Annotated in this window: 9 protein-coding genes; 4 read left to right on the top strand and 5 right to left on the bottom strand. The window is 39.1% G+C overall.

The genetic code is table 11. From position 1 onward, the window contains the following. The first annotated feature begins 142 nt into the window (after positions 1–142). A complete protein-coding gene (locus JWR87_RS14385) occupies positions 143–889 on the top strand; it encodes a hypothetical protein (protein ID WP_297821284.1) in 747 nt (248 codons plus the stop codon). 185 nt (positions 890–1074) lie between these two features. Here the strand turns inward: JWR87_RS14385 and JWR87_RS14390 are convergent, their stop codons facing one another. From JWR87_RS14390 to JWR87_RS14405, 4 genes are all read right to left on the bottom strand, one after another. Further along, positions 1075–2388 carry a DEAD/DEAH box helicase gene (locus tag JWR87_RS14390; protein ID WP_297821286.1) on the bottom strand — a complete coding sequence of 438 codons (1314 nt, stop codon included), beginning with the start codon at positions 2386–2388 and terminating at the stop codon, positions 1075–1077. Positions 2389–2453: 65 nt separating this feature from the next. Continuing rightward, a complete protein-coding gene (locus tag JWR87_RS14395; RefSeq protein ID WP_297821288.1) occupies positions 2454–3356 on the bottom strand; it encodes a prohibitin family protein in 903 nt (300 codons plus the stop codon). Between the two features lie 110 nt (positions 3357–3466). Next, positions 3467–4573, bottom strand: a complete 1107-nt coding sequence (locus tag JWR87_RS14400) for an acyltransferase (RefSeq protein WP_297821290.1) — start codon at positions 4571–4573, stop codon at positions 3467–3469. A 146-nt stretch (positions 4574–4719) separates the two neighbouring features. After that, positions 4720–7791: a two-component regulator propeller domain-containing protein gene (locus JWR87_RS14405; RefSeq protein ID WP_297821292.1), complete on the bottom strand. Its 3072-nt coding sequence runs from the start codon at positions 7789–7791 to the stop codon at positions 4720–4722. Positions 7792–8067: 276 nt separating this feature from the next. Between JWR87_RS14405 and JWR87_RS14410 the strand changes: the two genes are divergently transcribed. Together JWR87_RS14410 and JWR87_RS14415 are read left to right on the top strand one after the other, a co-directional pair. Continuing rightward, positions 8068–8898: a DNA-formamidopyrimidine glycosylase family protein gene (locus tag JWR87_RS14410; protein ID WP_297821294.1), complete on the top strand. Its 831-nt coding sequence runs from the start codon at positions 8068–8070 to the stop codon at positions 8896–8898. Positions 8899–9031: 133 nt separating this feature from the next. Next, entirely contained in the window at positions 9032–9991 is a 960-nt protein-coding gene (locus JWR87_RS14415; RefSeq protein ID WP_297821296.1) for an EamA family transporter, read from the top strand. Between the two features lie 222 nt (positions 9992–10213). Here JWR87_RS14415 and pafA read toward each other — a convergent pair whose 3' ends face one another. Next, positions 10214–11830, bottom strand: a complete 1617-nt coding sequence (gene pafA / locus JWR87_RS14420) for an alkaline phosphatase PafA (protein ID WP_297821298.1) — start codon at positions 11828–11830, stop codon at positions 10214–10216. 145 nt (positions 11831–11975) lie between these two features. On the opposite strand from pafA, the gene JWR87_RS14425 reads away from it, so the two are divergent. Further along, positions 11976–13295 (top strand): aspartate kinase, encoded by a 1320-nt coding sequence (locus JWR87_RS14425; protein WP_297821300.1) that lies wholly within the window; start codon positions 11976–11978, stop codon positions 13293–13295. Positions 13296–13526: the final 231 nt, after the last annotated feature.

Here is a 13526-nt window from a genome sequence, read left to right on the forward strand (position 1 = left end):
AAAAACAGGGTAAAGAAACAGGATATAAAAACGAACAATTGTTAAAATTAGTAACAAGGTTACGAATTGTTAAAGAAATACGAAGTAGATCGTATATTTGATACGAAATTATTCGTACTTAAAGTATTAAAACCAGCATGTCATGGAAAAAAGTTCATCCTTCGCTAGAATTGTTTATCTGTTAGCGCTTATAGCTACTATTATTGGCTTTTCAGCTTTTAGCCAATCTGCTAAGAAAGAACAACAATTAAAGGAAAATTTTAAAGCGCCAAAAAACCAGGAAGGCAATTTAGACAAGTTAGATTTACAGATGAAGCAATTGGATCTACAAATGCACAAACTCGATCAGCAGATGAAACAGGTTGATATGAGTAAAATGAAGCTGCAGTTAGAGAAAGCATTGCAAAAAATAGATAAGCAGAAGATTGTCGCAGAGGTAAATGAGTCATTGAAAACGATCGATTGGGAAAAGATGGGTGACCAGATGAACGATGCCGTGGCACAAGTTGATAAAGTGAAATTGACGGAGGTGAAGAAAGAAATGGCAAAGGTTAGGGCGGAATTACAAAGGCAGAAATTTGATATGAATTTTACCGTTCCTGACATTGATATGAAAAAAATAAGGAGAAATACAGAGAAGGCAATGAAAAGTGCCAGGGAGTCAATGAAGAAGATAAAAGTAGAAATGAAAGGTCTCCGCGATTTTACTAATGCGCTTGAAAGCGATGGATTGATTGATAAGTTGAAGCCTTACAAGATTGAAGTGAAAGGGGGCGATTTATATATAAATGACAAAAAGCAGCCCAAAGAAGTTAGTGAGAAGTACCGTAAGTATTATAGGAAAGATAGTTTTACTATTAATACGCAAGAAGAAGGCATTATAATTTAACCATTATAAAGTACTAACTGAAACAGCAAAAGTTGTTTCAGTTAGTCTAAACATAATAACATGAACGGCTGAATTAATATTACCCGTACACGTGAGTGACACAACCAAAGCTGCACAAAGAAGTGAAGCTTGTTCAAAAAGGGTTTTTATAATTTATTGCGAAATGCCAATAAAATACAAAAGGCTTATTTAGCTATATCAATCTTGACCTTTTTATTTTTGATTTTCTCGTCTTTAATATTTACAAGAATGTTGCTGACTTTAACCTTTCTAACAGCAACGAATGAAAAAAAGTCTTTTACTTCAATAAGCCCGATATCCTCCTTTTTCAATTGTCCTTTGTTTGTAAGGAAACCTACTATATCAATTTTGTTTACTTTGTCTTTTTTACCTGCGGCGATAAAAAGTGTAGACCACTTTGGCTTTTCGGGCAACTCGTTGGTTTCGGGCAAATCTATCTCCGAAGGTTCGTCAGGTATATAGGCAGGAGTCTTTTCTTCAGGGCCAATAATCAAAATGGCTGTGCCACTTGCTTCCATACGGGCAGTTCTTCCGTTTCGGTGTGTAAATACGTCTTCAGTAGCCGGTAAGTGATAATGGATGATGTAACGGATGTTAGGAATATCCAAACCCCGCGATGCCAAATCGGTAGTGACTAAAATATTAGACGTACCGTTTCTAAATTTCGCTAAAGCACTTTCGCGTTCGTGTTGCTCAAGCGCACCGTGATAATATACGTTTACAATTCCTTTGTCGGCCAGTAAGGCACTTGTACGTTCAACTGCCTCACGGTGGTTACAAAAAATAATGGTTGATCTGTTGCCGAAATAACAGACCAGTCTAAAGAGCGTATCAGACTTGTCTTTATCATCGCTCATTACCACTTTTACCTCGAGTGCTGCTTCTTTTTCGCCAGTTAAAAAGTTCAGTCTTAAAGGTTCGTTAAGTTGAATAAACTCAGGAATTTCTGCGGCTTCAGTAGCTGAGGTTAAAATCCTTTTCTTAAGATTTTTTACTGAATCGATTATAAACGCCATTTCTTCCTGAAAACCTAATTCAAGTGACTTATCAAATTCATCAAGCACCAGTGTTTCTATACTATCTACCTGAATGTTTCCCCGGCGAAAGTGGTCGCCGATACGGCCTGGGGTTCCGATTATCAAAGCTGGGGCTTGTAACAGGTTGTTCTCTTCAATCTCGCGCTTGTGTCCGCCATAGCAACACGTAACTTTAAAACCAGTACCCATAGTCTTAAAAACCTGCTCTATCTGTAAAGCCAGTTCTCTTGAAGGAACCACTACCAGCGCCTGTGTCTTGTTATTGGTTTTATTTAGTTTCTGTAGTACGGGTAATAAAAATGCAAGTGTTTTTCCTGAACCGGTAGAAGAAAGCAAGATAACATCGTTCGGTTTCTCGTTTGCCTCTAGTGAAGCAAGCTGCATTTCATTCAGCTTTTCTATTTTTAGGTTCTGTAGTATTTGCGCAATAATTTCTTCCATAGTCGCAAAAGTACGAAAGATGAAAGCTTGAGGATGTTAAAGCAATCGGCTAAAAAGGGGGAATGTTAATTTTTTCCGTCAATTATTACAGGCGTTTTACTACCCATTATTATAACCTTAGCGTTTGCTGATGTTGCAATCTCTTTCATCGCTTTTATCTGTTCGTATTGCAGTTGATTTTCGGTTAGGCCCGTATTGATAATTCTTTGATAATCTGCTATACCCTGCGCTTCCACTCTTTTGCGTTCGGCTTCCTGTTTTTCTTTCTGTAAAACAAAGAACATCTTTTGCGCTTCCTGTTCTGCGTTTATTTTTTCTTCAATTGCTGCTTTTACCCTGTTTGGCAACGTGATATTTCTTACAAGTAATTGTTCGAGTTGGAGACCGCGGGCCCTAAAATTATCCTCGATTGTTTTATAAATTCTTGTTTGAAATTCGTCACGTTTGGTGCTATAAAGATCGATAGCTGTGTAGTATACAGAGTTATCGCGAATTTTTGTACGGGTTACCGGCCGCACAATTTTGTCCCTAAAATCTAATCCTGTTTGTCTAACCAGTCGGGGCGCCTCGCTGGCCTGAACCCGGTATAAAACTGTAAGGTCAATTATCACTTCGAGCCCGTCAGAAGTTAATACCCTGATTGCATCATCTCCTGATTTATCTCCTTCGTCGTGAACACCACTCATAGTGTAATTTTCAGTGCGTACATCTATCCTGTTTACCTTAGCAAATGGATTAATAAAATGAAGACCGCTCGTTAAGACGTTATTTTGAACTTTACCAAAAAGTGATTGAACTCCCACTTCGCCAGCATCTATCTGCACAACGCACGAGGTGAGTATACCAATAACGATCATAATAGAAGCCACTAGGCGAATAACACCCGTATAAGCTGGAAAGGGAGTTTGCATTTTACGAAGCGAACCGGCCGCTAAAAAAGCGGCAAGGCCAAGTAGAATCAGTAGCATTTTTTTTAAGGGTTTAAGAGTTATAAAGATATGCGGCGGGCCTTTACCCTTAATAATTAATAAATGTGTACAAGCAGCCTCTCTTCGCCCTCGCATCCTCATAGTCTGCTTTACAATCCGCGACCGCCGGTAGCAAACCGATATGCTTTTGGAAAGACTTTTCTAAATATCACACCTGTAACAACGCAAAAAAAGAATATAAAAACCGGTACTATAAGGTAGGTCAGCAGGCGGTAATTAGGTAAATGGTTCCAGTAAATAAAAGCAAGCCTGGTTGTATAGTGAACAAGCGGAACATGGAAAGCAAAAATGATAAACGAGAATGAAGCCACCCATTGAAACCATTTTTTATCCATACACCACTTTACAATGGGATCTGCTCCAAACCAGACTGCGAGAATACCCGCCCCGATGGAAGTATCGTGTAGCGCGTAGAGTATCAGCGGCGTTGCCGGGTTGTTGGGTTCAAGCTCGAAGGCCATAAAAGTTTTAATAACGCTTATACCCAAAAAAAACAACCAGCTAAGGTAGTCACTGAACCAGAGCGGTTTTTTATGTATTGGATAATTACTTGTATTAATTAGTATGCCCAACGAAAAAAAGAATAGCCCCTGTCCCTCGATAAAGGAAAAATTAAATATAGTATGCCAAAACAAAAAAACAAGTGCGAACCAAATAGTGGGAGCTTTTGAAATAAACCAGCTAATTACCGGATAAAGCAGGTTGTAAATAAACAAGCTTCTTATAAACCACAGGTGAAAAGAAACCGGCTTAACTAGCCAACGATACAGCACCCCAAGCCAACCAATTTCGTTGTACGGGCGGTTGTCGCCTAACTGGTCTATCGCTGCATCTTTTACTGCCTGAGCTGTCACAGTAGATTGCTGCCAGAGGTAAGTAATAAGGATGCCAACTGCGCTCCAAAATAAAAAAGGAACTATTAGCGTAGCAAAACGTCTTTTTATTCTTGCAGCATACGGTCTCTTACTGTGAAGCGTAAATATATAACCCGATATCATAAACAATAGTGGTATGCGAAAGCGCAATGCTCCGTTTGCGAAAAAGTACTCTATGAAAGTGGTAAAAGTCAGCGGTTCTTGTACGGTGCTGTAAGGAGTTAAATATGTCTCGTGCAGGTTGTACCCGTGAACATACAATAACAATGATATTGATACAAAGGAGTAAAATTTGAACTTTTGACTAAGGAAATGATTCATCTTTAATTTTTAGTGAGCTGCTTCCTGCTACATTCATATCTATCCGAACCACAAAATTTCACTATTGCTTACAAAGGATATAAACGGTGTAGAAAAATTACTCTTTGTTGGATAAGTATGGGGAAATATTTGAAGACACCGAGGTGCTATAAAGCAGGAATAGTAAGATTAACACACGTGCCGTCTCCTTTTTGCGACTCAATTGTTATATAGCCGTTGAGCTGGTCTGCTCTTTTTTGCATATTTCCAAGGCCATTTCCGTCTGCTTCTACTAAATTAAACCCTACTCCATCATCTTTTACAATCAACACTAATTTTCGGTTTTTCATTGTTAACCGTATCACCAGGTGTTTTGCTTTGGAATATTTGGCTGCGTTATTAACAGCTTCCTTAAAGATTAAAAAGAAATCTCTTCTTGCTTCCATATTTAGTTTTACCTCGTACACACTTTCATCTATAGTAAATTCAAAATCTATTTCTTTTGCCTCCAAAACATTCGTAGCAAATTCTCTCATACGCGCAGTTATTTTATGCATACTGTCATTACTTGGCTTTATACTCCAAACAATGTCGTCCATAGCGTCCATCATCCGTTCACTGTATTCACTTATTTTGCCTAAATATTCCGTTGTTTTGTTATTGTCAACCTGCACTTTATTCTTGGCCATCGAACTGAGGATATTGATGGTACTCAAGGTGCTACCCATATCATCGTGCAGATCTCTTGCAACCCTCGTTCTCAACAATTCTACTGCAAGCAACCGTTTTACTCTTATATCGTGAACTGCATATATCAGCAAGGCCACTACGAATAGCAAAAAGCTCCTAAACCACCACGTTTTATAGTATGGAGGCTTTATATAAATATTTAGGTCGGTAATGTTAGAACAACGCATTCCTTCTATATTCTCGCAATATATTTTAAAGGAATATTTGCCCGGTGGCAACAAAGAGTAGTTTACAAAATACGAACGATCTGCTTTTACCCAGTCTTTATCAATCCCTTCCATTTTGTAGAAGTAGGTAAGTTTATCCCGTTGCCGGTAACTGAGCGAGGCGAAATAAATGCTTAAGGAGTTTTCATCGTTTTTTAGACTTACTCTTGGTATCGATAACAATGAGTCTACCGGCAGATATTGATTAAATAATCTAAAATCGGTAATGGTAACATCGGGGGGAGGTTGAATGGTTGAGAAAATTGCAGGATTAAACATAATCACCGAATTGCTTCCTCCAAATATAATTTTACCCTTACTGGTACTAAAATCGGCAGCGATCGTTAGTTCTGCCAATACCACTCCGTCTCTTCGTCCATAAGGAGTGATATGATTATTATTAGGATTATAGCGGCACAGACCATTACTGGTAACAATCCATAAAAAACCTTTTTCGTCTGTTCTTAACCTTAAAACGGTATTAGAAGGAAGTCCATCTTCATATTGAACTCTTAACACCGTTCGCGTTTTTTTATCGATAAAGTGAAGCGCTCCTCCTGCCAATACGATCTGGTCATTTTGCAATTGTTCTATATCGTACCCTGTATTACTGTACAGGCTATTCAGACCACCATGCTCTGTATAATGTTGTAATATGTTACCGCTAATCGGGTCAATTGCATATAGTCCGCTTTCCTTGGTTGCCAGCCACATCCACCCTTGTCTGTCAATAAAAATTTTGTAGATAATAGTGCCTATATCAAGAACCACAGAAAATTTATTGTCCGCATATTTAATTAAACGGCCACCTTGGGTGGCCAGCCACATTTGTCCCTGCTTATCTTCTGTTATATATTGGATCCTGCTATTATTAAATTCGGCCCGGTGTAAATAATCGTGCGTTTTCTTTTCAATGTTATGTATCATCAGTACGCCATTATTGCAACCTGTCCAAATGTTACCGGTAGTGCTTTGGCGGCAAAGGCTCCAGGTTTGGTAGGCAGCGTCTTTTAAGGTTTGCGACCAGTTAGCAGGTGGTGGTTGCAGGGGCCACGGAAGATCAATTTTACGTAGAAATTGATCTGTAACAGTTACGCCTTGCCTACCGGAAGCAAATAGAAGATTACCGTTAGGCAGTTCTATAATATCGTTAATAGACGTAGGGCCGCTTTTATCGTTAAAAGTTACGTTTACTACAGACGAGTTGCCACTTCCTGTTGCAGTGTAGTAAATGCCCTGGTTGGTAGCCAGCCAAATATTACCTTCTTTATCTTCTAATACCTGGAAAACTGATTCGTAGTCTATCGATATATTATCGTTTCCCGTAACACTTTTTATATAATCAAAACGATGGGTGCTTCTATCAAAGTTTAAAAGAGCATTCAATCCATAAACCCATAGATCACCCTTTTTAGTTTCATAAATCTGTCGGTAGTCGGTTGATCCGCGTTGACCATAATTTAACCCGGTAGTGTCTTTATTTAAATAGTTGCTGCCTGTACTATCAAGGCAGAACCTGTATTGGGGGCCAATGCTTCCTTTGGGATAACCAAACAACCAAATTCTGTGTTGGCGGTCAATATAAATTCTGCTAAGGCCTGTTTGTATTTTTAAGTTATTTAGTATGGGAAGATTATTTGGATTGTTTCTTTTATACCACATTTGCCGGCTTCCTATATCATAAATACATAACCCGCTATCGCAGGCAAACCAGTATTGTTGTTTCGCGTGGTTCTCGTAAGCACCAAGTGTATTTATCACCCAACCCTTAGGAAAGGGAAAAGGCTTGTCATCAACAAAAGAGTTGTCTTTTTTATTAAAGTGCAAAATGCCATAGTCCTGCACATTCAGGTAAATCTCTCCCCGGGAGTCTTTCCACATCCGGTATTCTGAAGAGGCGGGAATTTTTTTATCTGGCTTTAGAGCAATTTTTCTATAAATGAATGTAGATGGATCAAATATTCCAAATTGACGAAGAGTAAACATTCCTAAGATAAATTTACCGCTGTCGGCCGGTACCATTTGAGATATGCGGGGGTACATCAATTTATCACCATCTGTTTTTGATGTACTAATTTGTATAAACTTACTGCCGTCGAACCTTTGTAAACCATTAGCCGTCCCTATCCACATAAATCCTTTGTCGTCCTGGTGAAGACTTGTAACGTGGTTGCTGGCAAGGCCAATACCATCATCGGTGGTAATATGGGTAAAAGTAAATCGTTGTGCCTGCGAGACTTTGGCAAAAAGCAGTAAAAGTATAATGCAGAATAAAGCTCTCATTTGTATGGTGCAAAACTAATAATTGAAAGTAGGCTTAACTATACCATTGGTAAACACCACCTGTTTAAGTTGCCCGCTTTTTCTTAAGTTATTGCTTAACAAATTAATTCTTTTTTTACCTGTACCTAATTTCTTTATTCAGCTTCGGTTGCGTCGCACGCTTGTGCTGTTTTTTTTAATTCAGCAATTCAGGTCTTAGAACTTCTATCGCTTTATAGCTTGTATATGATAAATAATAAAAGGCGTAAAAAGCAGCATAAAAAATAGAAAGTACAAGTGAGTGACACAACAATGTTGAAAAATGATAACTTGCCTGAACAAAAAAAATTATCAAATATGCCCGAGGCTCCTGATCTTGAAGTGTTCGCTAAAAATTTAAATAAGCTTTTTGCAGGCAGGAAATTAGCGGAGATAAAGATTGTAAATGCAAAGAGTTCAAAAGGTGATGCCACTGCGCTGGACGCAAATTTGAAAGGTCATAAACTTGTAGCAGTTTACCGGTCAGGCAAAGAATTAAGGTTTCAGTTTTCAAACAAATTAGTGCTTGGAATGCATTTAATGCTTCACGGAAAATTGTACGAGTTTAATGAAACAAATGAAAATAAAAATACTTTAATCGAGCTTTATTTTGAGGGTAAGGGGTTAGCGTTGACGGATTACCAGGGGTATGCAAACGTAAAACTAAACCCTGAAGACAAAAAAGGGATAGATACATTATCGAAAGAACTGGATTTTGCTTATTTGAAAAAAGCATTACAATCAAAGTCAAACATCAAGACACGCATTACAAACCAGGACGTAATAAGAGGTATTGGAAATGCATATGCCGATGAAATACTATGGGAGGCTAAAATAGCGCCGCAATCAGTATCGAACAAAATTCCTGATGATAAGATAAAGACGTTGGCTGCAGCAATAAAAGCGGTTCTTGAAAATGCAGAAAAAGAAATTTCAAAATCACACCCTGGTATTATAGCAGGTGAGGTGCGCGATTTTCTTAAAATACATAATTCAAAAAAGGATAAAAGCCCGACAGGAGCTGAAATAAAGGCAGACAAGAAAGGGGGAGTGACTTATTATACAGACGAGCAGGAAATATTTATTTAAGACCAGTTTTAACGTACGCTCCTTATCGGCTTTATAACCTGCCGCTCGTTTTTGTTATCTTTGAATGGTAAAACGTATTGCAAGCCTGGCACGAAAAGCTCATGCTTTTTAAAAACATCCACACATTTCTACTATGTCAAAGCTTGCAATAAATAAGGAGCCGTCGAAATTATTAGTGCTTGCTGCATTTGCAGCATTATATATTATATGGGGATCAACCTATTTAGGCATCCGGATTAGTATTAAAACAATTCCACCCTTTTTTCTTGTAGCATGCAGGTTTCTTGTAGCAGGAGCGATTTTATTTGCGTGGTGTTTGTTTAAAGGCGAAAAAGTGCCTTCTTTAAAAGTAATTAGCACAATAAGCGTAGGTGGTTTTTTAATGTTGTTTATGGGCAACGGAGCAGTGTCGTGGGCTGAGCAATATTTACCAAGTGGAATAGCTGCCATTATAGTAGCAACTGTGCCTCTTTGGTTTGTGCTGCTCGACAAAGGCCAGTGGAAATTTCATTTTTCTAATAAAATAATTATCCTGGGGTTTCTTGTTGGCTTTTCGGGAGTTCTGTTATTATTTGCCGGAAAAGGTTCAACTGACTTTTTAGGAGATAAAATGAAGCTGATTAGTTTTTTTGTGCTGCTTGTTGGTACTATTGCCTGGGCAACGGGTTCGTTATATTCGAAATATAAGAAAGTAGAAGCATCGGTTACTATGAAGGCAGCGGTTCAAATGTTGGCTGCTGGAGTAATTTCGGTACCAGCCGGCTTAATAGGGGGTGAGCAAAACCACTTTTCTCTTACCCAAATTTCAGGGAGTTCTTTTGCTGCAATGTTATACCTGATTATTATGGGTTCTTTAATTGGTTACATGTCTTACATATGGTTATTAAGTGTACGCCCCGCTTCGGTTGTGGGTACGTATGCTTATGTAAATCCTGTTGTTGCTGTTTTTCTGGGGTGGCTGATATTAGACGAGCAAATTACCATTCAGCAAATTCTTGCTTTGATAGTAATTCTTGCAGGAGTAATACTTGTGAGTTTTGCGCCGGAGCCTAAGAAAGCAATTATTGTAAGCCGGGCTGAAACGGCTGCCTGAGTGCGGCAATGGCAATTTAAGATACGAAGGGTTAGGTTACTTCTGTACCAACTGCAGCACTACCTGTTTCGGCTAACCTGCATAAGAAAACAGACAAAAAAAAGTGAAGCCGGATAAACTGCGGCTTCACTTTTTTATATACAATTTGTAGAATAAAGAAAAAAAGTACAAGAGTGCGACGCAAGAGTAGTTGCAAAAAGCGGAAAAAGCCTGCTACCAAAACTATTGTATCACCTCTTCTATCACCTGGCCAATATTGCCACTAGGCATTTGTATATGCAGCAAAGCCGAAAGAGTGGGTGAAATATCGGTCATATAAGTTTCACGATTTGTCTTTCCTTTTTTAATTCCCCAGCCATACCAGAGCAAAGGGATATGAGAGTCGTAGGGATTCCACGAGCCGTGCGTTGTGCCCTTGTTTCCACCCGAAAAGTATTGAGGTTTGTAAATGAACTGAATGTCGCCACTTAATTTTTGATTGTAGCCATTAGCAACCATATTTTTTATGCCAACCGGCAGGGCTATCTTATTTAGTTCTCTAACGTCAAAAGCGTTTACAATAATCGGAAACTCAAGTAAGCGGTCAATTATTGCTTCTTTTATCTTTTGTTCGTTTTCAATAACAGCTTTGTTTAAATACACCTGGTAATTGCTTACAGAAGAAACGGCATTTTTAATTTTAAAGCGCTGTTCAATCATATTATTTAAGGTGGATTGCAAGCCAGTTTCACCCAGCAGGCCCGCTGGTATTTTATTCTCTTTTAATTGATCGGGAACATGTGCTACAGCGTGATCGGCAGTTATAAAAACAGTGTATTGACCCTTGCCAATTTTACCATCCAGGAAGTTGAGAAATTGAGCCAACTCATTATCGAGGCGGAGGTAGTTGTCTTCAACCTCGATTGAATTAGGCCCGAAGGTGTGGCCGATATAATCGGGAGAGGAAAAACTGACTGCAAGAAAATCGGTATTTGCAGTTTGTCCAAGACGTTCGCCTTCAATGGCAGCTTTTGCCATTTCGAAAGTCAATGTATTTCCTGATGGAGTAGTGCGGAGGGCGTTGTATTTATCCCTGGTAATGTTTGCAGTTATGTGCGGGAAAGTATTGTCTTCGAGGCTGCCTTCATAAGTTTTATCGTCTGCCGTACTTTGAACGTAAGTATTAATAGGGTAGAGGGTGTTCCAGTTTTGCTGCAGATACTGGTCGGGCAATTTTTTGTTGTTGAATTGCTTAACCCAATCAGGTAAGTCTTTCATATAGTAGGTACTGGAAATGAAAGCACCGTTTGCATTGTCGAACCAATAAGCGCCATTAGCTGAATGGCCGGCAGGCAAAATAGCCCCGCGATCTTTTAAAGCAATGCCAATAACTTTTGACCTGAAATTAGTAGCCAGTCTCAGTTCGTCTGTTACAGTGGTAGTCCACATACTCGATGGCGACATTTCTCCCGCATCAGATGTACTGCCTACAGTTTTAACTGTTGAATCTTCTGTGCAGTACCAACTTCTGTTGAGGTCTCTTCTATACCAGCTGTTACCAAGAATGCCATGGATAGCAGGCACCGAGCCGGTGTAAACACAAGTATGGCCGGCGGCAGTTACGGTGGGAGTGTAAGGGATAAAAGTGTTTTCGCAACTAAATCCATCGTTTAATAATCGTTTAAAGCCATTAGGCGAATAGCGGTCAGCGTACCGGTACAAATAGTCCCACCGCATTTGGTCTATAACAATGCCTACAACTAATTTGGGCCTTGCCAACTTAGCAATACTTGCAGTTTTGTTCTGCGCATTTACCCCAACCCAGAGTAATAAAAATGAAACAAAAATGATATTTCTCATCTGCTATTCAATTATTTGTGACAAATGTATTTTAAACCTAGTTACAAGAGTGTTTAATAATGAGGAACTAAACCACAAAAATTTGAGAGATGACAATTGTGCCCTGCTACAATTATATTTGCACCACATTTAAAAAAGTGTACTAATGAAAGTAATGAAGTTTGGTGGAACCAGTGTTGGTAAGGCGGAGAGGATGCACCAGGTGGCGGAGCTGATAACAAGAGATGATGAACCAAAAATTGTGGTATTAAGTGCCCTTAGCGGAACTACTAACGCTTTGGTTGAGATAAGTAATGGTTTATCTAATCGCGATCGTAATTTTTCAAAACATGCCATAGACAAACTTGAGCAGCACTATAAACAGTTTATAAGCACATTATTAAAAACTGAAGAAGCGCAACAGAAGGCATTAAAAATGATATCTGAGCACTTCGAATTTTTAAATATCATTCTTAAGATTTCTTTTAGTGAGGCTTTGAATAAGGACATTCTTGCACAAGGCGAGTTGATGAGTACAAAATTGTTTTCGGCTTACCTGACAGAAGTAGGCATAGATCATGAACTGTTACCGGCCCTTGAGTTTATGCAGATTGATGCTTATGAAGAACCGTTGATCGGCAACATTAGAGTAAAGCTTACCCAACAAATAAAGCACCACCAGGATAAGAAGATATTTGTTACGCAAGGTTATATCTGCCGCAACAGCAAGGGTGAAGTAGATAACCTGAAGCGCGGTGGAAGTGACTATAGTGCGTCATTAATTGCTGCTGCCGTTAATGCGGAGGTATGCGAGATATGGACAGATATTGATGGTATGCATAACAACGATCCGCGCATGGTTGACAAAACCGTAGCAGTGGAGCAAATGAGTTTTGATGAAGCGGCAGAGCTGGCTTATTTCGGAGCTAAGATTTTGCACCCGGCTTCTATTTGGCCTGCCCAACATTATAATATTCCTGTTAAGCTGCTTAACACGATGGAGCCATCTGCAAAAGGTACACTGATTGTAGAAGATGCAGGTAGCGTGGGGGTAAAAGCTGTAGCTGCCAAAGATGGAATTGTAGCCATCAAGATTAAGAGTAGCCGCATGTTGCTGGCCTATGGCTTTTTGCGGAAGGTTTTTGAAGTTTTTGAAAAGTATCGGACTTCCATTGACATGATTACTACCTCAGAGGTGGCTGTTTCACTTACAATTGACAACAAAGAAAACCTTGCCGACATTATACAGGAGCTTGAAGCGTTTGGAACAGTTGAAGTAGACGAAAATCAGACTATTGTGTCCGTAGTCGGAAATCAAATTGTACAAACCCCACAAGTAATGATGCGGTTGTTTGATGCTATCGACAACATTCCTGTTAGGATGGTAAGTTATGGCGGTAGCAAGCACAATGTTTCTTTGCTAATTCCTGCAGAGTATAAAACAAAAACTTTACAGGCATTAAATAAAGGGTTGTTTAATCTATAAATTTTTAAGGCAGCAAAATTAATATTAACGGGTAAGTGAAGTGTTGTAAATGGTCGGCACACTTTTACGGTGCTGGTAGATGGCGTTGAAGCAGGCCAGATAAAAATTGACGACACAGAAGACTTTACGCTGGAAGTGGCGTTCGTACCTTCAAATGCAAAGTGAACGGGATGACAAGTGAGGAAGAAACTGTTACGCTAAATAATGTTGAGCATACCCACATAGTGTAAG

This window comes from Segetibacter sp. (assembly GCF_025963695.1).
Taxonomy (GTDB): domain Bacteria; phylum Bacteroidota; class Bacteroidia; order Chitinophagales; family Chitinophagaceae; genus Segetibacter.

Excerpts from the sequence above, each read along its gene's own strand:
- JWR87_RS14385 (WP_297821284.1), top strand. The coding sequence starts at position 143 with ATGGAAAAAAGTTCATCCTTCGCTAGAATTGTTTATCTGTTAGCGCTT.
- JWR87_RS14390 (WP_297821286.1), bottom strand. The coding sequence starts at position 2,388 with ATGGAAGAAATTATTGCGCAAATACTACAGAACCTAAAAATAGAAAAG.
- JWR87_RS14395 (WP_297821288.1), bottom strand. The coding sequence starts at position 3,356 with ATGCTACTGATTCTACTTGGCCTTGCCGCTTTTTTAGCGGCCGGTTCG.
- JWR87_RS14400 (WP_297821290.1), bottom strand. The coding sequence starts at position 4,573 with ATGAATCATTTCCTTAGTCAAAAGTTCAAATTTTACTCCTTTGTATCA.
- JWR87_RS14405 (WP_297821292.1), bottom strand. The coding sequence starts at position 7,791 with ATGAGAGCTTTATTCTGCATTATACTTTTACTGCTTTTTGCCAAAGTC.
- JWR87_RS14415 (WP_297821296.1), top strand. The coding sequence starts at position 9,032 with ATGTCAAAGCTTGCAATAAATAAGGAGCCGTCGAAATTATTAGTGCTT.
- pafA (WP_297821298.1), bottom strand. The coding sequence starts at position 11,830 with ATGAGAAATATCATTTTTGTTTCATTTTTATTACTCTGGGTTGGGGTA.
- JWR87_RS14425 (WP_297821300.1), top strand. The coding sequence starts at position 11,976 with ATGAAAGTAATGAAGTTTGGTGGAACCAGTGTTGGTAAGGCGGAGAGG.